The 18,471-nt window shown below is 47.8% G+C and carries 18 protein-coding genes; 10 read left to right on the top strand and 8 right to left on the bottom strand.

The features are described 5' to 3' along the window. The first annotated feature begins 14 nt into the window (after positions 1 to 14). Positions 15 to 512: a cation:proton antiporter regulatory subunit gene (locus NSQ37_RS10520; RefSeq protein ID WP_012117200.1), complete on the top strand. Its 498-nt coding sequence runs from the start codon at positions 15 to 17 to the stop codon at positions 510 to 512. A 7-nt stretch (positions 513 to 519) separates the two neighbouring features. After that, the gene (locus NSQ37_RS10515; RefSeq protein WP_254003640.1) at positions 520 to 1,713 is read left to right on the top strand and encodes a cation:proton antiporter; all 1,194 of its coding nucleotides are present in this window, start codon (positions 520 to 522) and stop codon (positions 1,711 to 1,713) included. A 47-nt stretch (positions 1,714 to 1,760) separates the two neighbouring features. Here the strand turns inward: NSQ37_RS10515 and NSQ37_RS10510 are convergent, their stop codons facing one another. The 3 genes from NSQ37_RS10510 to NSQ37_RS10500 all read right to left on the bottom strand — a co-directional run bounded on the left by NSQ37_RS10510 (position 1,761) and on the right by NSQ37_RS10500 (position 5,633). Then, on the bottom strand, positions 1,761 to 3,050 hold the full coding sequence (locus NSQ37_RS10510) for a lysine N(6)-hydroxylase/L-ornithine N(5)-oxygenase family protein (RefSeq protein WP_136396240.1): 1,290 nt from the start codon (positions 3,048 to 3,050) through the stop codon (positions 1,761 to 1,763). A gap of 101 nt (positions 3,051 to 3,151) precedes the next feature. Next, positions 3,152 to 4,654: a coproporphyrinogen III oxidase gene (locus NSQ37_RS10505; protein WP_326365233.1), complete on the bottom strand. Its 1,503-nt coding sequence runs from the start codon at positions 4,652 to 4,654 to the stop codon at positions 3,152 to 3,154. A 112-nt stretch (positions 4,655 to 4,766) separates the two neighbouring features. Then, on the bottom strand, positions 4,767 to 5,633 hold the full coding sequence (locus tag NSQ37_RS10500; RefSeq protein ID WP_007409237.1) for a Cof-type HAD-IIB family hydrolase: 867 nt from the start codon (positions 5,631 to 5,633) through the stop codon (positions 4,767 to 4,769). Between the two features lie 383 nt (positions 5,634 to 6,016). Here NSQ37_RS10500 and NSQ37_RS10495 point away from each other — a divergent pair, with 383 nt between their 5' ends. Further along, on the top strand, positions 6,017 to 7,156 hold the full coding sequence (locus NSQ37_RS10495) for a DNA alkylation repair protein (RefSeq protein WP_079891469.1): 1,140 nt from the start codon (positions 6,017 to 6,019) through the stop codon (positions 7,154 to 7,156). Positions 7,157 to 7,194: 38 nt separating this feature from the next. Here the strand turns inward: NSQ37_RS10495 and NSQ37_RS10490 are convergent, their stop codons facing one another. Next, positions 7,195 to 7,545 (bottom strand): YlbF family regulator, encoded by a 351-nt coding sequence (locus tag NSQ37_RS10490; protein ID WP_014720937.1) that lies wholly within the window; start codon positions 7,543 to 7,545, stop codon positions 7,195 to 7,197. Between the two features lie 85 nt (positions 7,546 to 7,630). After that, on the bottom strand, positions 7,631 to 8,764 hold the full coding sequence (locus NSQ37_RS10485; protein WP_015417139.1) for a DUF445 domain-containing protein: 1,134 nt from the start codon (positions 8,762 to 8,764) through the stop codon (positions 7,631 to 7,633). A gap of 237 nt (positions 8,765 to 9,001) precedes the next feature. Between NSQ37_RS10485 and NSQ37_RS10480 the strand changes: the two genes are divergently transcribed. The 6 genes from NSQ37_RS10480 to NSQ37_RS10455 all read left to right on the top strand — a co-directional run bounded on the left by NSQ37_RS10480 (position 9,002) and on the right by NSQ37_RS10455 (position 13,046). After that, positions 9,002 to 10,093, top strand: a complete 1,092-nt coding sequence (locus NSQ37_RS10480; RefSeq protein WP_012117192.1) for a YheC/YheD family endospore coat-associated protein — start codon at positions 9,002 to 9,004, stop codon at positions 10,091 to 10,093. Then, positions 10,083 to 11,441 carry a YheC/YheD family endospore coat-associated protein gene (locus tag NSQ37_RS10475; protein WP_015239497.1) on the top strand — a complete coding sequence of 453 codons (1,359 nt, stop codon included), beginning with the start codon at positions 10,083 to 10,085 and terminating at the stop codon, positions 11,439 to 11,441. The genes NSQ37_RS10480 and NSQ37_RS10475 overlap by 11 nt, the downstream gene beginning before the upstream one ends. Before the next feature lie 82 nt (positions 11,442 to 11,523). Beyond that, complete coding sequence (locus NSQ37_RS10470) at positions 11,524 to 11,739, top strand: YheE family protein (RefSeq protein WP_012117190.1); 216 nt, start codon at positions 11,524 to 11,526, stop codon at positions 11,737 to 11,739. A 224-nt stretch (positions 11,740 to 11,963) separates the two neighbouring features. Further along, positions 11,964 to 12,170: an alpha/beta-type small acid-soluble spore protein gene (locus NSQ37_RS10465; protein ID WP_007610368.1), complete on the top strand. Its 207-nt coding sequence runs from the start codon at positions 11,964 to 11,966 to the stop codon at positions 12,168 to 12,170. Positions 12,171 to 12,271: 101 nt separating this feature from the next. Continuing rightward, on the top strand, positions 12,272 to 12,397 hold the full coding sequence (locus NSQ37_RS10460; RefSeq protein WP_007610363.1) for a hypothetical protein: 126 nt from the start codon (positions 12,272 to 12,274) through the stop codon (positions 12,395 to 12,397). 28 nt (positions 12,398 to 12,425) lie between these two features. Beyond that, positions 12,426 to 13,046: an NAD(P)-dependent oxidoreductase gene (locus NSQ37_RS10455; RefSeq protein WP_015417136.1), complete on the top strand. Its 621-nt coding sequence runs from the start codon at positions 12,426 to 12,428 to the stop codon at positions 13,044 to 13,046. Positions 13,047 to 13,084: 38 nt separating this feature from the next. Here the strand turns inward: NSQ37_RS10455 and NSQ37_RS10450 are convergent, their stop codons facing one another. Both NSQ37_RS10450 and NSQ37_RS10445 read right to left on the bottom strand, forming a co-directional pair. Next, positions 13,085 to 15,106: an ABC transporter ATP-binding protein gene (locus tag NSQ37_RS10450; protein WP_015239495.1), complete on the bottom strand. Its 2,022-nt coding sequence runs from the start codon at positions 15,104 to 15,106 to the stop codon at positions 13,085 to 13,087. Next, the gene (locus NSQ37_RS10445; protein ID WP_015239494.1) at positions 15,103 to 16,860 is read right to left on the bottom strand and encodes an ABC transporter ATP-binding protein; all 1,758 of its coding nucleotides are present in this window, start codon (positions 16,858 to 16,860) and stop codon (positions 15,103 to 15,105) included. The genes NSQ37_RS10450 and NSQ37_RS10445 overlap by 4 nt, the downstream gene beginning before the upstream one ends. A 421-nt stretch (positions 16,861 to 17,281) precedes the next feature. Here NSQ37_RS10445 and NSQ37_RS10440 point away from each other — a divergent pair, with 421 nt between their 5' ends. Continuing rightward, on the top strand, positions 17,282 to 17,782 hold the full coding sequence (locus NSQ37_RS10440; protein ID WP_015239493.1) for a universal stress protein: 501 nt from the start codon (positions 17,282 to 17,284) through the stop codon (positions 17,780 to 17,782). A 38-nt stretch (positions 17,783 to 17,820) separates the two neighbouring features. Here the strand turns inward: NSQ37_RS10440 and NSQ37_RS10435 are convergent, their stop codons facing one another. Beyond that, positions 17,821 to 18,372: a hypothetical protein gene (locus NSQ37_RS10435; protein WP_007409251.1), complete on the bottom strand. Its 552-nt coding sequence runs from the start codon at positions 18,370 to 18,372 to the stop codon at positions 17,821 to 17,823. Positions 18,373 to 18,471 lie beyond the last annotated feature (99 nt).

Genomic DNA, 18,471 nt, shown 5'->3' with positions numbered 1-18,471 from the left:
CGGAGGGATTTTTTATGAATATTAAAGAAAACGATCTGCCCGGCATCGGGAAAAAATTCGAAATCGAAACGAGAAATCATGAAAAAATGACGATCATCATTCATGATGACGGCAGGCGGGAAATTTACAGATTTGATGACCGCGACCCTGATGAGCTTCTGGCAAGCATTTCACTTGATGATGCGGAAGCAAGACAGATTGCCGCGATTATCGGCGGTATGGTGTATAAACCGCAGGCGCTTGAATCGATTGAAATGGCGTTCAACGATCTGATTATCGAATGGTTTAAAGTTGAAAAAGGGGCAAAAGCGGCAGGGCGGACGCTCGGCGAACTGGATGTGCGGCAGAACTATGACGTGACGGTCATCGCCATCATTAAGCATAACCAGAAAAAGCTTTTAAACCCGGGCGCTGATTCGCTCCTTGAAGCAAACGATACACTCGTCCTCTCAGGTGAAAGAAAGCATCTGAAAAAGCTGATCCAAGACTTCCTCTCCAGAGACGGAGTGTGATCTGTTTATGGACCATCTCGTATTTGAAGTCGGTACGGCGTTAGTTCTTGTGGCTATTGCGAGTGTCATCGCCAATAAAATTAAATTCTCGATCATCCCCTTCCTGATCATTTTAGGAATGCTCGTCGGGCCGCACGCGCCCCAAGCGGGCATCATTGACCTGACGTTTATCGAAAGCCGGGAAGTGATTGAATTTTTCGGACGAATGGGCGTCCTGTTCCTCCTCTTTTACCTCGGGCTTGAATTCTCGGTCGGAAAATTAGTCAAATCCGGACGTTCTATCGCCGCCGGCGGAACGATTTATATTCTGATTAATTTCAGTTTAGGGCTGATCTACGGCTTTATCACAGGCTTTTCCTTTTTGGAAGTGCTTGTATTGGCGGGCGTCATCACGATATCATCAAGCGCCATTGTCGCAAAGGTGCTTGTCGACTTAAAGCGCACGGCCAATCCGGAAACGGAGCTGATTCTCGGCATCATTATGTTTGAGGATATCTTTCTGGCGGTTTACTTGTCCGTCGTTTCCGGGCTTGTTCTGGGAGACGCGACGTCTGTCGGAGGCGCGCTGATGTCAATCGTGATCGCTTTCGGATATATGCTGCTGTTTTTCATTGCCGCTCGAAAATTGCCGCCTCTGCTGAACAAGCTGCTTGATATCCGTTCAAACGAGGTATTTGTCATCGTCATTTTCGCCGCGCTCTTTTTCATTGCCGGCTTTTCCGAAACGATTCATGTCGCTGAAGCGATCGGCGCGCTCTTGCTCGGACTCGTGTTTTCGGAGACGGCCCATTCTGACAGGATTGAGCATCTTGTCGTGCCGTTCCGTGACTTTTTCGGGGCCATGTTTTTCTTCAGCTTCGGTCTCAGCATTGATCCGTTTTCACTCGGAGATGCGGTATGGCTTGCCCTCGGCGCCGTTCTGCTGACGATTGCCGGAAACTTTATTGCCGGCATGATCGCCGGGCGCCGGGCGGGGCTTTCTCATAAAGCATCGTCTAATATCGGGCTGACCATTGTGTCACGCGGCGAATTCTCCATTATCGTCGCAAATCTCGGCATCGCCGGCGGCCTGTCCGCTTCACTTAAACCTTTCGCCGCCTTATATGTTTTGATACTGGCCATCTTCGGCCCTTTGCTCACGAAAGAATCGAAGCGGATATATCTCCTGTTGAACAGCGTGTTCAAATGGAAGACGCCTTAAAAGAAGCCGCAGAAATCATAAAAAAAAGCTGACCTCTTCATAAGGGGTCAGTTTTTTTGAGCGGGAAGAAATTGCTGAAAAGCCGTTTTTTTATTAATGGAGAAATGCTCTTTTCCCAGAATGGTATTGATGATTTTTTGGTTTCTATAAACAGACAGCTTCAAATTCGTAGCGCCCGTTCCGTGAGCATGATCAAGATTCGTTAATGTGAAAAAATGATGCCGCCTGTCGTCCTTAAAGACAAGACGGGAATCGGCCGTCACTTTAAAGCGTTTCTCATCCTCCCATTCGATATCGGGGGCAATTGCCGTAAACCATTCCGGAATATGAGGTTTAAAGCCGGTCGCCAAAATCACTTTTTCTGAATCGGCCGTAAAGGTTTCATCCATCTGCCATTGATGAAAGCTCAGTACGCAGCGCCCGTTTTGCTTTTCAATTTTTTTAAGCTCCGCCATCGGCTGAATATATACGTCAGGCGAACCTCCGCTGATCGATCTGTGATACAGGGCATCGTAAATGGCGGCAAGTGTGTCAGAATCAATGCCGTGGCGCAGTCCGTCCAGCTCAGGGAGCGTGTTCAGCCGTTCTTTAAAAGGCAGGCGGTTAAAATATTCCACATAATCAGGTGTAAACATTTCCTGTCCGAGCTTGGCGGTTTCCAATTCTCGGAATCCGGCGGAGCGTGTCACCCATTGCAGCCGGCTGCGGCGGTATTGTTCATCGTGCAATAAGTCAGAAAAGATCTCCGCGGCGCTCTGTCCGGAGCCGACCACTGTAATTGATTCGGCGCCGGCGAGCTCGTCTTTCCGAAACAAATATTCCGTGCTGACCATCGTGTCCTGACGCGCTTCGTCAGCAATCTCTGCGGGAATAAGCGGTTCAGCCCCCGTTCCCATGACGAAATGCTTCGTTTGATAGACACTGATGCTTCCGTCCTCAATGTTCTTGACGCTGACGTCATAATGTCCGCCGGCATTTTTCACGCCGATTACCTCTGAGCCGAAACGGCATGATTTGATTTCTGAAGCCGCCCAGCTCAAATAGTCGTTAAATTCCCGTCTCGGAATATCAAATTCATTAAACGTATAAAACCGGTACAGCCGGTCATGTTCATGGAGAAAGTTTAAAAACGTGTAGCGGCTTTTCGGATCGGCGAGCGTGACCAGGTCCGCCAGAAACGCCACCTGTAAATCAGTTCCTTTAATTAACAGGCCCGGATGCCACGCAAATTCTTTCTTTTTATCGAAAAAAAGAGCGTCTGTTCCGGGTATATCCTCTAACAATGCGGCAAGCCCTAAATTAAACGGCCCGATTCCCGCTCCTATAACATCATACATATTATGCACCTCTTGCGAATAACAGTCTGATGGTCTTTTCCCGTTTTTACAGACGGTTAAACATAAAAAAACGGCACGCTGATTCCGTGCCGTTTTTGATATTATAATGCAGATTTGACGAACATCTCATCTAAGTATTTGATTTTCTCTTCTGTATAATGCTCGAATCGGTCATTATATGATTTCGGGTCTTTCGGATTGGCGAAGTGCGTGATTTTTCCGGTTTCCGGATGAATGAATTTGCTTGCCGCGCCGCAGCCGATACCGATAATCGTCTGCACTTCTTCCATAATCATAATGTTGTAGATGCTTTCCTGACCAGGGAAGGAGTAGCCGACATTTTCAAGGTTTCCGAGAATGTTTTTCTGCCGGTACAAGTAGTACGGCGTATAGCCGTGCTCTTTTGTCCAGCGGACGGCGTCATCCATCATGCGGGACACTTCCTGTCTGTCGGCAACTTTATACTTATGCTTGTTTCTCGTCATTTCTGACGCCCGTTTAAAAGAAAGCGTATGAACGGTCAAAGATTCAGGCATCAGCTTTTCCGTTTCCTCAAGACTGTGCCTGAACTCAGCCGTCCCTTCTCCCGGCAGGCCGATAATCAGGTCCATGTTGATGTTGTTCATGCCGTGTTTGCGGGAAAGATGGTATTTTTCGATGGTTTCTTCAACTGTATGATGTCTGCCGATGGCCTTAAGCGTTTCGTTTTCATAAGATTGCGGGTTGATGCTGATTCTGTCAATCTTATACTTATTTAAAACGGCCAGCTTCTCCTCCGTAATCGTGTCGGGACGGCCCGCTTCAACGGTAATCTCCCTGATATTCGCGACATCCGGGAAAGAGCGGACCATTTCTTCATATAAAAAATCCATTTCCTCAGCGGTAATGCTTGTCGGCGTGCCGCCGCCGAAATAAATGGTCGTCACTTTGATATCATGCCGCTTCAGCCATTCTCCGATTTTCTGCATTTCATAGTGAAGCCCCCATAAAAAGGAGCCGACTCTTCCCGCCTGTCCTTGAATGGCATAAGCCGGAAACGTGCAGTAGGCGCATTTCGTCGGGCAGAACGGGATGCCGATATATATGCTGACTTCATCTTTGACCCGGTACAGATCGGGAACCGCAGCGAGCTGGCGGTCGACGATCTCCTGCATCAGATTGATTTTTTCATCATGGATCAGATAATCTTTTTTCAGATCGGCATGCGCCTCTTCTTTTGTCAGGCCGCTCTGCAGCTTTTTATGAAGAAGTTTAGTAGGCCTGATGCCGGTTAAGATTCCCCATTTTTGTGTCATGCCCGTATGCGATTGAAGAAGATTTAAGTAGACATATGACAGCGTATTTTTCACCTGTTTAAATACTTCTTTTTCGCTCCATCCGGCAAGAAGCGGTTTCGTATGATGTTCCTTTTCGCCGGTTCCTTTGATTTCTCCGGATACCGACACGCTGTCTGCATCTTGAGAAATGGCAAGTGAGATGACGAGATTAGAGGGTTCCTCCGTTTCGCCGTACGCAAGAACACACTCTTCAAAAAATAAATTCGCGATGTTTTGCAGCGGACGATGCAGCCTGTCATCCGTGATGCCGTCTATTTTTATTTGCAATGTGATCACCTTATTTTTCAGATTCAAAACTTTCTTTAGTGTACAGAAAGAACAGGCTAAAATCAATCCGCGAAAAAGCCGCAGACCGGCGTTTCGCGTCTGCGGCTCTTGATTACGGCCGTTTCATATGGAACTTATCGAGAAAGCCTTTGCGGTGCTGCATGCGGAAATATTCCTTAATCATATAGGCGACTCCCTGTTCATCATTTGACCTTGTCACCCAGTCCGCTTTTCTTTTTAATTCATTTGAGGCATTCCCCATCGCGACGCCGAGACCGGCCAGCTCGATCATCGGCAGATCATCTTCCTGATGGCCGATAGCCACAACCTCTTCCATTGAAAGCCCGAGATCAGCGGCGACCATCGAAAGTCCGCTTTCTTTTGAAACCCCTTTAGGCACGATGTTCAGTTTTTCTCCGTTGACGCGGATCACATCGACGGCCGGGAATGCTTTCATTATCGTATCCGTTATATCAGCCTGCAGGCCATCTTCGGCATGCACTTCAATGACGGGCGCTGAAACCGGCTCATCAAGGAGCAGGTCACTTAATGATTCGACAAACTGCACCGGATAAAAAATCGGGTCAGACGGATGAATCATTGTTTTCCCGACCAGATTGGAGTTCACTTTCTTCTTGTTTCCGATCGAATATTTTTCGTGAAGAAGCCGGATATTGCATGGATAGCTTTCCAGCACCTGAACAATATTAAACGTGTGATCTTCTGATATTTTCTTTTCAAAAAACGGCTCATCTATTTTTTCAGAAATGTATGCGCCGCTGTGGGTAATCAATTTCGCATTCAGCTTTAATATTTTCGCCACTTTTTGAGCGGAGCGAAAATGGCGGTTTGTGACCAGTGTGACGTAAATTCCTTTTTTCTTGACGTATTCGATGGCATCCTTTGTCGTCTGATGAAGTTTGCCGTTGGAGCGAAGAAGCGCTCCGTCTATATTTAACGCCAGCATTTGTTTTGACACAGAGAAGTCCCCCTCCTTGATGACTGTACTTGTCATTAGGATATGACCCTGTCTCTATGTTTAGAACAACCTTTTCTCCGCAGCAAAAAAGCCTGCCTCAAGCAGACTTTGAACTGTCGTTTTGTTGGGATACGATCGATTTGCTGCCTTCTCCCCAATGTGTATTTCTATTTACGAAATATATCAGGAACCCCTTATTTGACCGTTGATGCGCTCGTTTCACTTACTCTCTGTTGCTACCCCTTAACATACCAGGCAGTATAGGCGACCGTATCCTTAGATCATCTGTAAGTGTAGGCGCTTTCAGAGTTATTATCTCAATTATATTGTTAAAAAACAAGGGTTTTTTTAACTAAAAAAATCAGAGGAAATATCTATGCTGAATGTATGATAAAGTTGCAAGGGAACATACATTCTCATATAATAAAAGAAAAAAAGCGGTGACTGTCATGTCTCTATTAAAAGATATTTATAACGAAGAATTTGCAGAAGCACTTCTGAACAGAATCAAATCGGCGTATCCGGCTTTTGAGCGGGACAAGTGCCGGGCGCTGATGTTTCAGGAAGATTGGCCCGGACTGACGTTAAAACAGCGGATGCGCCGGATCACAGACTCTTTATATGAAACACTGCCGAAGGATTACATACGGGCGCTTGACGTCTTATATGAGACAGCTCCCCACTTCTCAGGGCTCGCCGGGATTATTTTTCCCGATTATGTCCAACAGTACGGAACGGATCACTGGGACGAATCAATGAAGGCGCTTCAGTATTTCACTCGTTTTTCCACTTCCGAATTTGCGGTCCGCCCGTATATCAGGCTTGACCGGGAGCGGATGTTCAAAGAGTTCCTTTCCTGGACGGAGCATCCGGACGAACATGTCAGAAGGCTTGCCAGCGAAGGCTCAAGACCGCGCCTGCCATGGGGAATCTCCATTCCGGCTCTTCTTGACGATCCTTCCCCGATTCTCCCTGTTCTGGACCGCTTGATGCAGGATGACTCGTTATATGTCAGAAAAAGCGTGGCGAATAACCTGAATGACATCTCCAAAACACATCCGGATGTTCTGGCACAGATCGCAGCCGAGCGGTTCGGAAGCTGTCCGCACACGGACTGGATTTTGAAGCACGCCTGCAGGACACTGTTAAAAAGAGGAGACAAACAGGCGCTTGCGGTTTTCGGGTTTGAAGACGCCTCCCGGATTTCATTGGAACGTTTTACACTGAATTCGGAAACGGCCGCCATCGGAACAAGCATACATTTTTCTTTTCAGATCCGCTCATCCGCCCGGCAAAAAGTCAGGGTTGAATACGCGATTGATTTTGTAAAGAAAAGGGGGCACCGCAGCCGCAAGGTGTTTAAGATGTCGGAGTCCGCCATGGATAACGGAGACGTAAAAGCCTTCAGCAAACACCATTCCCTTAAAGATTTAACCACCCGCAAGCATTATCGGGGAATTCACACTCTGTCTGTCATCATTAACGGAACGGTAAAAGGTTCGCTTGATTTTTCTGTTGAATAAAAAAACCCCTCCATTTCATAGATGGAGGGGTGTGGAGCTTATTCCGGGCTGCCGTAAAGCTCTTCAAGAGGTTTCATAATAATTTTGTTTAACTCGCCGATCAGCATGCTCATGCGCTGTTCCGCTTCCATCAGCTGAGAAATCAATTCATGCTGCTGTACGAGAGCAACCGTTTTTTGTGCCTGCTCTACCTCTTCCTGAGTGATTTCTTCACCTGACATCTGTTTCTGCTGCAGCTGCAGCTGTACATTGCGGAAGTTATCAAACATGCGTTTTGCGGATTCATCTGCGTTTACTTGATCATAAAGCCCTCTCAGACGGCTGTATTCATCACTGTTTCGCAAAGCTTTTTCAAGATCATATGCTGCATCATAAAAATGAACTGCCATAATAACCGCTCCTTTCTTCCTTTCGGACATACCACTCCACTATAACAGACTGCGGAGCGACTTTCATCATCGGCGTATGTTTTCCTTAGAAAAGAATGACAAACAAAGCCTGAATTGCTCCGATTATCCCGCCGAGCAGACCGCCTAAATACGTTATCATCTTAAATTCTCTCTTGGAAATCGACAGCACCATTTCCTCCAGCCGTTCAACGGGAAACTGATCAACCTGCTCTTTGACCACTTCCTCAAGACGCAGCCGTTTCAGCACATCCTCCAAATGAGCGGCAATACTGCCGAGCGCCGCATCAAGCAGCTTCGGCGCGTACGTTCCCGTAATCTCCCCTTCATAACGGGAGATGATGTCACCGAGCCGGCATTCGAAAAAGGGCGCGGTTTGAAGTGCGGCCAAAGCCCGCTTTTTCATGCTGAACAGCAGATCTTTCGCATTCCACTTTTCATCGGCCTCATAAAGTGTATAAGATTTGAGCTTGCCCCATTCTTGAGAAAGCAGATCAGCCAGAAGCTTTTTCGTTTCCTCATTGCGCAAAAACTTTAACAGCTCAGGCAGCACACGGTCTGCCAAGCTTGAATTGCCGAGGAACATCTGCACCATGCTGCCGAGCATCCCCCGGGAATTCAAAAAGTCGTCAATCATATTTCCGAGCCTGTCTTTCCCTTCTTCGCTCTCAAAATAATCAATGCTCCGCTTTAGAATATAATCTGCGGCCATCGGGACTTTTTCATCCAGCTTTTCCTGAAGCTCATCAGGAAGCCAGTCTTTTATGGCGCGGTGCTCATATTTCCGGTACAGGTCCGAAAGCTTTTCATCGGTAAAACGGTCAATCCAGGCATCCGTCTTTTCCTGCGGATTCCGGATGCCCGCGGCGGCCAAAGCTTCGTGCACCGTCATCTCGGAAGCGGCCATTTTTTGTGTGAATTGTTCGGCGAAAAGAAGCGCCTGGTTTTTAACGGTATCTGATAAAAGCCGCTTTTTTATTCCTTCCGGGGTTAAAAGGTGGTTCGTCACCATGAGCCCCATTTGTTTTGCCAATTCATCCCGCCTTTTCGGGATCAGCCCCGGCGTAAACGGAACCCGTTTTCCGAACAGGTAATACGGCCGGTACGGACGAAATAACATCTGAATGGCAAGATGATTCGTCACCGCGCCGATCGCGGCTCCGATCACAATCATAAATAGAAACGTTCCTGCAATGCCCATTCCTTTTCTTCTGCCTCCATCTTATGTTCTATTTTCTTGATGATATATCTATTCGTATTATAGAGGCTGGCGGGCATGCGGGCAAATGAAGAACCTGAATTGTTGTTTGTGAGGAATAAGGCAAGATGCTGTTTCGTACTCTTTACAGTAGATCATCTTTTATGATGCGCTTAGCATATTTATTGGATGGAAGGGCCGTTCCATCAGCGGCTTTTTGAATAAAGGGGGAGTAATAATATGACAACACTCGGTTTTATGTCTGTATCCCGCCGGCACGAAGAAGATTACGCCGGGGAATTGGCTGAAAGAGCGCCTCAATATAATGTGCGCTTAGCCCGCTTTACACCGTTTGATATATTTCCGGATTCTTTGCGCGTGAAAGCGCTCGTCTATCACCCGCAAAGCGGAAAGTGGAACGAAACGGAAATCGATATTCCCGAATATATTTACGACCGCTGTTTTTACGGAAAATCCGCTGAAGCGCAAAAAGCCAAACCGATCGTCGAATGGCTGAAAAAATATCGGAAAACGGAATTTATCGGCCGGGGGCTTCCTGATAAATGGACGGTCACGGATGCGCTCCAAAAGCATCATCTGATCAGTCCCTATATTCCTGAAACGGCCGAAGTCAGCCGCTATGAACAGGTGCAATCATACTTAGCCAAGGAAAAAGCATGTATACTTAAGCCCGCTTTCGGCGCGGGAGGCAGAGGCATCATCCTGCTTGAAACAGGCAAAAAATCAATTACGGCCACTTACTATATCGGAAAAAACAAACAAACAAAATCATTTTCCAATCACGTGTCTTTTAAGTCTTGGTGCAAAAAAGTGCTGCAGCACCGCTATTTGCTTCAATCCTACTTAAATATCCAGGATAAAGAGCGGCATCCGTGCGACATCCGCATTTTCATGCGCAAAACGGAGTCAGGCGTTTGGGAAACGGTCGGAAAAGCGGTCAGAAGGGGTTATCAGAACGGTCTTTTATCTCATTTGCCCGGAGGATCCGAACCGATTAAGTTTGACACATGGTTTGAGGAAATTCCGAGAAAGCAGCAGGCCGTTTTATTGGATGATGTCTTTTCGATCACCCAATCCGTCCCTTATTTCCTTGATGAACGGTTCGGGCCGCTGTTTGAGCTGGGGCTCGATATTTGTTATGCCAAAGACGGACGCATCTGGCTTTTGGATGTCAACTCAAAGCCGGGACGGAAAGCTATTTTAAGCGTGGCTCCGGAGGCGAAAGAGGATTTGTATACGAGTCCGCTGAGACGCTTCCGCGAACTTCAGTCACAGGAAAGCCGGAAAGGAGTATTACCGCGTGAATCATAAAGGGATGATTGTCGGCATCGATAAAAAAAGCAAAAATACGCTGTTTCTCCCCTCCTCCATGAAACGGGAAGGGCTTTTATCCGCTGCCTTCGGGACCAAGGTTGTCAAATGCCGTGTAGCCTTTTCTCAATCACTTGAAAAAAGCGCGCTCCTTTCTGAAGATTTGTTTGAGGAGCTGTTGATACCGCATAAAAGCCGGGCTGACTTTCTCATACACGGCCAGACGGTGCACATCGGACCGCTGATCGGCGTTTTCACAGCCGGGTTCACATCATCGCCGTCCCGCCCGTTAAGAGACCGTACAGCCTTCTTTTCCAAGATGCTCTCTCTTCATGAACAGGCGAACGGATATTGTTTCGTTTTCGGGGCCCATCAGATCAACTGGGAAGAAGGCACCGTCCAAGCGCTGATTTATAAAGAAAACAGCTGGAAACGGACGGCCGTCCCGCTTCCGAATGTCGTATATGACAGGCTCCCGAGCCGAAAAACGGAAGAAGTTCCGCTTTTACAGCAGACAAAACAAAGGCTGATGAATGACTATCAGATTCCATGGTTTAATCCGCAATTCTTTAATAAATGGGACATTCATAAGCTTCTGGAAAAAAACAGTCTCACCGCTTCACTTCTGCCAAAATCTGTCCTGCACCCGAATGCAGAAGCGTTAGAAACGTTATGCAGCACGTTTGACACCGTCTATATCAAACCTGCAGACGGCGCACTCGGCACGGGGATTTACAAGGTGGAAAAAACAGATGCCGGCTTATCTGTCAAACACACGAATGAGGAAAAAACGGTGGTGACGGCAGAGTATTCAGATGCGGCATCCTTCATGACATCATTTAAAGAAAACAATGACCCGTCCGCATTTTTAATTCAGCAAGGCATTGACCTGATCCGGCTGGATGGGCGCCCCGTCGATTTCAGGGTGCACACGAATAAAAACGCCGAGGGGAAATGGACAGTGACGGCCATTGCGGCAAAAATTTCCGGTGAAAACAGCATCACGACGCATCTCGCAACCGGCGGAGAAGTCAGGACGTTAGCTGAATTATACGGCGATCCGAGAGAGAGAGTCGGCATGATGCGGAAACTTTCAAAAGCCGCCTTGGCGGTCAGCCGCGTGTTAAATGAGCACATTGAAGGTTTTATCGGCGAAATCGGTTTTGACCTCGGCGTCGATCATTCAGGGAAAGTTTGGATGTTTGAAGCCAATTCCCGCCCCGGGCGCAGCATTTTTTCCCATCCGAAGCTGAGATCGGTCGATTACCTGACAAAACGGAGAAATTTTGAATACGCGTCGTATTTATCAGAACGGTCCATCACCGCCCCGGAAAAACTTTGGCGGTGAGGCTGTCTTTTTTTAGGTTTACCCGGGACAGGCATTGAACGATGAGCTACAATGAACAAGATCAACATTTCCCATAAGGAGCGTGAACGTCATGATTTCGCACTTCAGCTGGAAACCGTTATTCAAAAAAGAGAAACTGCCCGGATGGCGGATTTCATTTTACTGGCAGGGTACGCATTACGAAGGGATTTACCACAAGTCAGGAGACATTGAATGGGGACACACACATCCGGGAAAAGAAGAGCCGGCTCTCGTAAAAGAGCTGCATGAATTAATGCTTTATCACATATATGACTGAAAGCTAAAAGCTCAGCCGCACCAGGCTGGGCTTTTCTTTTTCCTTCCGCTATTTACCACACCGTTTTCCGAATGAGATGCCGTTTGATTCACCATAATACGTAGTACAAAGCGGCAAACAGCATTGGGTGAAGCCGAGCTGGCAATGGTTTTCATTCCGAAAACCATCGGCTGGTGCAATTCCAGCAAACCCAACCATACTAATTTATAAAGGAGATCATACAAATGGCAAACAACAACTCTTCAAACCAACTAGTAGTACCCGGCGCTGCTCAAGCAATCGACCAAATGAAATACGAAATCGCTTCTGAGTTCGGCGTAAACCTTGGCGGAGAAACAACTTCTCGTGCAAACGGTTCTGTCGGAGGAGAAATCACGAAACGTTTAGTATCTTTCGCACAGCAGAACATGGGCGGCCAAGGCGTACAATAACTCAATAAATGGCTTACAGAAGGCGCGGGATACCGCGTCTTCTTTTATGCCGTCACCCTTTTTTCCTATTCCACATACCCTAGGAAAAAAGGAGGGAAAACATGTCATTCATTGCCTCAGTCAATTGGGAGCTGTTTCAGTTCGTAAGTGTTTCTTTGGTCAATGAATATGTTGCCCACCATTTCCCGTTTATTCACAGGTATTCTTTTCCCCGCTGCTTTGAATGATATAATGAGCGGCGAGGAGGTTTTTTACATGAACATCGCTTTACTCGGAGCAACGGGAAGAGTCGGACAGGCTTTTATAAAAGAAGCGCAGAAACATGGACACATGGAGATATTCGCTCTTGTCAGATCAGCCGGAACAGTCCTTCCCATTCCTGAAAAACAAATCATAACAGGGAATGCGAGGCGGCGGGAAGATGTAAGCCGATTGATTTCCAAAGCGGATACAGTCGTGAGCTGTCTCGGCACAGACGGTGACGATACCCTTTCAGCCGCTATGACCCATATAATAGACAGCATGAAACGGCATCATGTTCAGCGTCTGATTACGATCGGCACCGCGGGTATCCTTCAATCACGGCTTATGCCTGATCAATACCGTTTTGAATCGGCAGAATCAAAACGAAAATCAACAAGAGCCGCAAAGGAACACGCCCGCGTATACGAAATGCTGCTGGCAGAGGATCTTGACTGGACGATCATCTGTCCCACCTACCTTCCTGACGGAGACGCTGCCGGAGTTTACCGGTTCGAACAGGATCGCCTTCCTGAAGACGGCGCTGAAATCACCGTCGGAGACACGGCGCATTTTCTGTACCGTGAGCTGATCAGCCCGCAGTTTGTCAGAAAACGGGTGGGACTGGCTTACTGAATGAAAAAAAGGGCGAATCTTTGATTCACCCTTTCCGATTACACCGCGGACTTCGCCGTTCCTTTCTGCAATTCATACATTTGGTGGTACTGCCCCTTTTGCGCCATTAATTCGTCATGGCTTCCCTTTTCAATAATGCGGCCCTTTTCCAGCACGAGAATCTGGTCTGCGTGTCTGATCGTGGAAAGCCGATGGGCGATAATAAATGTCGTGCGTCCTTCTTGAACGACTTGCAGCGCTTTTTGAATGACTGCTTCTGTTTCGGTGTCAATGTGCGCCGTCGCCTCATCCAAAATTAAAATGGCCGGATCGAACACAAGCGCTCTTGCAAAAGAAATCAGCTGACGCTGGCCTGAGGACAGTGTGCCGCCTTTTTCGGTGACGGGCTCTCTGATGCCCTTCGGCAGGGATTGCAGAAGACTTGCGGCGCCGACTTGGCGAAGCGCTTCTTCCGCCTGCTCCAAAGAAATACGCTGATCATCGAGTGTCACATTGGAGCCGATCGTGCCCGAGAAAAGATACGGGTCTTGCAGCACAATGCCCATATGCGACCTCAGCTCCTGCCTCGACATGCCGTATATGCTCTGACCATCCAGCAGAATATCCCCTTTTTGAGCATCATAAAAACGGAACAGAAGATTCAGGATGGAGCTTTTGCCGGACCCCGTATGGCCGACGAGGGCGACCGTCTCCCCTTTTTCAGCTGTAAAGCTGATCTGTTTCAGCACCTCGTCTCCCTTTCGATACCCAAAAGAAACATCGCGGAATTCCACTGTCCCTTCCGCCTTTCTGTCTGCGGGAGCGCCTTCTTCTTCTGTTTCCTCCTCCTGTAAAAGCTCGAATACTCTGGCGGCAGAGACACGGGCCAATTCAAGCTTTGAAAATTGGTTGACAATCCCCGTAACCGGCTGGAACAAACGGTTTAAATAATCAACAAATGCATATAAAACACCGATCGAAACAATTCCGGCCGCACTCAGACTCGCGCCTCCGAAATACCAGATCAGCCCGACAAACGCCAGATTGCGCAACACATTGACAAGACTGTGGGACATGAGGGAATTTAAGGACAGCATTTTGTTCTTATAGCGAAAATGAGCTTCATTCAATTCTTCAAATTCCTTCATCGTTTCCTTTTCGCGGCGGAACGCCTGAATAATCGGCATTCCTTGAATGGATTCGTTCATTTTCGCATTGATGTTACTGTTAATGGAACGGATTTTTTGGTTGAAGACGGATGCGTATTTGCGGTACACAACCGACCAGATCATTAAAATCGGAATAATCAGCAGGCAAACGGCGGCCAGCCTGACGTCAAGCATAAACAGCGCCGTAAAAATGCCGAGCATATAAACGCCGCTTGTGATAAATGTCGACAGCACCGTTACATATAAATCCCTGACCGCTTCTGTGTCATTCGTAATGCGGGCCACGACTTTTCCGGCAGGCAGATTATCAAAGTAGCGGATCGGCATTTTCTGAATGTGTGAAAATACATCCTGCCTCATGCGCTGTATGATCCGGTTCGCTCCCATCTGCAGCAGATAATGCTGGCCGTAATGAAAACATACGGAAAACATGAGCAGTCCCGCGTAAATGGCGGTCAGCGTCAGCAATCCTTTTATTTCGGGACGGTAAAATTGAAAAATCTCCTGTCTTGATAACGTAATGGCGGGATATGACCTGCTTTCTTTACCGTTTGATATTGTCAGCCGGCCGTCAGACACCGAACGGTTTCCGTCAAAACTGACGGGACGGTCAACAAAATAGTAGCCCGCACCGACTTGATAAATGTGCGCCTCTCCGGTTTTGTCCGCCCCCGGTTTGAGCCGGTCCTCCCTGACATAATCATGCCCCCGGAACCTGACGGCGCCCGGATCGTCCGCAGAGGCTTTAACCCATGTTTTTTCAATGCCGAGAATGTGGTCGTCAATCATTTTTTTTCCGATAAACGGGCCGGTCAGCTCAGTGCCGACCGCAATAATGAGCAGGACGACCGCCCATATCAGCAGCTTCTTATATTGAAGCGCGTAATTCCATAATCTTCTCCCGGTCTTCATGCGCCCGTCCCCCCTTCTTCAAGAGAGGACAGCTGCTGCCTCTCATATTGTTTTCGATACCAGCCGTTCTGCGCCAACAGCTCCCGGTGCGTGCCTCTTTCAGACACCCGGCCTTCATCCATGACGAGAATGAGATCTGCGTGTTCAACTGCCGAGAGCCGATGGGTGGTGATAATCGTTGTTTTATGCCGCCGTTTTTTACGGATGCTGTCAATGATGGCGGCTTCCGTTTTCGCGTCTACGGCAGAAAGCGAATCATCTAATATGAGAATGTCAGGATCGGTCAAAAGCGCTCTCGCAATTGAGATGCGCTGCTTTTGTCCGCCAGAGAGCGCTACGCCCTTCTCGCCGACCAGCGTCTCAAGCCCGTCGGAAAGCATGCCGATATCGTTTTCAAAATGCGCGTCTTTCAGCGCGCTGCCGATTTCCTCTTCGTTTGCATCCTGCCGTCCGTAAAGCAGATTCTCCTTTACAGTCTTTGAAAATAAAATATGATCCTGCGGCACATAGCCGATCCACCCGCGGAGCTCCTCAAGCGGAATCTCCTGAATCGGAACGCCTGTAAACGTGATTGCTCCCGCACCGGGCGGATATTCACGCAACAGCTGCTTAATGATCGTCGTCTTTCCGCTTCCCGTCTTCCCGACGATGCCGAGTGTCTGCCCTTTTTCTACGGAAAAAGATACATCAGAAACCGCCGGTCCCGCTCCGCTCGGATACGTGAAAGTCACTTGTTCAAAAACAAGACGCCCGGGCTCCTTGATGCCGGCGGGGTGCTTGGGCCCGATCACGTCTGGCTCATAGGAAAGCGTCTCATTGACACGATCCAAGGAGGCATTCCCGCGCTGCATGATATTGATTAATTCTCCGATCGCAAACATCGGCCAGATCATCATTCCGAGGTACACGTTAAACGATACCAGCTCTCCCAGCGTCAGCCGGTTTTGAAAAACGAGATATGCGCCGTAGCCGAGACCGATGAGATAGCTGAGGCCGACGAGAAGTTTCACAGTCGGTTCAAAAAGTGAATCGATAAACGCCACCTTCATGTTTTTCTCATATACATCCGCCGTCATATCACCGAACCGGCTGATATCATTTTTTTCCTGTACGAAAGCCCGGATGACCCGGACGCCGGATACCGACTCCAGCACCTTGTCATTTAATGATCCGAAAGCATCCTGCGCTTCCGTAAACCGCTCATGGATCTTTTTTCCGTACAGGCTGACCGCAGCCGCCATTATCGGCAGCGGAATAATCGCGGCAAATGTCAGCTTCCAGCTGATGAGAAGCCCCATTGTCAAAAATATCGTCAGCATATACATCGTCGAATCAACGAGCGTTAAGACCCCGAAGCCCGTCGTCATACTGACGGCCTGCAAGTCATTTGTCCCCCGCGCCATTAAATCGCCCGTTCTGTATTTCTCGTAAAACGGCGGTGACATTTGAAGAAGCCTTCCCATCAGCTTTGAACGGAGAATCTTCTCCATGACATTCGCCCCGCCGAAAAGCTGATACATCCAAAAATAAGACAGTAAATAGACGGCTGCCGTTAATGCGAGAAATACACATATGTAAAACAGCATCCCGCTTTTTGTAAACACGCCCGCCTTCATATCGTCTATCGCGTTACCGAGAAGTTTAGGCGGAAACATTTCAATGACATTCACAATCAATAACAGAACAATCGCTGTCGTATAGCGCAGCCAATAGGCTTTAAAAAACCATGCGAGCTTTTTTAATACAGTAAACAAATACTGTCATCCCCTTTCATCAATCAGCCGCCCTCAAGCTTTTCCGGATTGTTTTTCATTGTTTTCGCTAATACCGCCACAAGCATCACACCTGTCTTTCTTTCATTTTTTTGTATAAAAAAAGACATGAAGCCTCAGCTCCATGCCTCTTATTATTATAAATAAGGTACAGACCCGCCGCTTATGCGCGACTGCCCCGTTTTTAAGCAAATGTTCAGAAAACGGACGCTGTATGGGAGTCACGCCGGTATTCAGCTGAAGATGAGTTGACAAGCTTTAGTTTTGACATGATCCATACCTCCTTTTTCCCTATATTGTTCCTTCATCATATAAACAAATCCTTTTTTTGTCAATGCAGGTTTTACATTTCTGCCATTCGGGTATTGTAAAACAAACCTTTTTTACTGAAAGGATGAGGCCGATGTTTCACGCGGACCGGTTGATAGCAGCTTTTGACGGAAGTGATGATAGTAAAAAAGCGCTCCAAAAAGCCATAGACCTTTCAAAAACATTTCACGCGGATTTAACGGTCGTACATTCCCACAATGCAAAAGATACCCGGACGATTGTTGATCCCCCGAGGCCGGGAGCCGGGGCAACGTATATCGGCGGCGGGATTGCAAGCGTTCCTGACCCGCTCCAGGCGGAAAGAATCTCCCCTGATCCGATGATTTATGAAGACCGTACGGAAGAAATCGTTGCGGAAGCGAGAATGCTGATGAACGACAGCCAGATTGACGGGGATATCGACATTTTAGAAGGTGATCCCGCTGATGCCATTATCGAGCATGCCGACCGTATATCGGCGGATTTGATCGTCATGGGGAACCGGGACCAGAACAGGCTGAAAAAACTTTTATTCGGAAGCGTCAGTGAAAAACTGTCATCGAAATCCGATATTCCCGTGCTGATCGTAAAATAATTCTTTCTGTAAAGCAGCTTAATCAAAAGCTGCTTTTTTTACAGCTCCCGGCTGTTTCTTCTTTTTTTCGGCATCACAAAAAAACTCGCCATGATCAAAAAATCGATGCACAATACGACAGACCAGCCCTTTAACAGCTTGCTGAGCGCTTCGGTGCGGGAAGCGTCCTGAATGAGAAATACCGTTCCGGCTAAAAGAACGCCGCCGATGACAAATGCTAATACATGTCTTCCCCATCCTTTTGCATAATGTTTGGCATAATCCAGCCCGTACCGCTTGACCGGTTTTGCCCCTTCCTTGACCACATAATAGCGGAACCGCTCATCCGCCCATTGAATCATGCTTTTCCCGAAGGCGACAGACACTCCGATATAAATGGCCGCCACCGCATGCGCCATAGTCGCCGCCGCCCCTCTGTATAAATCAGCTGCGGCCGCCAGAAACAGTACGGCATCCAATAAAGGAATGAGAGCGAAAAAAAACATTCCGAGCTTTTGCCGCCTGAATATATAGCGCGCCGCCAATCCGAAGATGACAGCCGCCCAAAAAGCAGCCTCACAAATGACAATCAACCAAGCAATCGCGTTCAATCCGGTTCCCCCTTATCGTTTTCTAAAATGCATTGTATCACTGCTTTTTATTTAATACAACTGTATTACAAAATTGCAAGAAAAAATATTTCCTGTTAC

This window comes from Bacillus sp. FSL P4-0334 (genome assembly GCF_038004825.1).
GTDB classification, from domain to species: domain Bacteria; phylum Bacillota; class Bacilli; order Bacillales; family Bacillaceae; genus Bacillus; species Bacillus velezensis.
This window is presented reverse-complemented; position numbering and strand designations above follow the sequence as displayed.

Coding starts and splice junctions, on each gene's coding strand:
- NSQ37_RS10520 (WP_012117200.1), top strand. CDS start 15: ATGAATATTAAAGAAAACGATCTGCCCGGCATCGGGAAAAAATTCGAA.
- NSQ37_RS10515 (WP_254003640.1), top strand. CDS start 520: ATGGACCATCTCGTATTTGAAGTCGGTACGGCGTTAGTTCTTGTGGCT.
- NSQ37_RS10510 (WP_136396240.1), bottom strand. CDS start 3,050: ATGTATGATGTTATAGGAGCGGGAATCGGGCCGTTTAATTTAGGGCTT.
- NSQ37_RS10495 (WP_079891469.1), top strand. CDS start 6,017: ATGTATGATAAAGTTGCAAGGGAACATACATTCTCATATAATAAAAGA.
- NSQ37_RS10490 (WP_014720937.1), bottom strand. CDS start 7,545: ATGGCAGTTCATTTTTATGATGCAGCATATGATCTTGAAAAAGCTTTG.
- NSQ37_RS10485 (WP_015417139.1), bottom strand. CDS start 8,764: ATGGGCATTGCAGGAACGTTTCTATTTATGATTGTGATCGGAGCCGCG.
- NSQ37_RS10480 (WP_012117192.1), top strand. CDS start 9,002: ATGACAACACTCGGTTTTATGTCTGTATCCCGCCGGCACGAAGAAGAT.
- NSQ37_RS10465 (WP_007610368.1), top strand. CDS start 11,964: ATGGCAAACAACAACTCTTCAAACCAACTAGTAGTACCCGGCGCTGCT.
- NSQ37_RS10460 (WP_007610363.1), top strand. CDS start 12,272: ATGTCATTCATTGCCTCAGTCAATTGGGAGCTGTTTCAGTTCGTAAGT.
- NSQ37_RS10455 (WP_015417136.1), top strand. CDS start 12,426: ATGAACATCGCTTTACTCGGAGCAACGGGAAGAGTCGGACAGGCTTTT.
- NSQ37_RS10450 (WP_015239495.1), bottom strand. CDS start 15,106: ATGAAGACCGGGAGAAGATTATGGAATTACGCGCTTCAATATAAGAAG.
- NSQ37_RS10440 (WP_015239493.1), top strand. CDS start 17,282: ATGTTTCACGCGGACCGGTTGATAGCAGCTTTTGACGGAAGTGATGAT.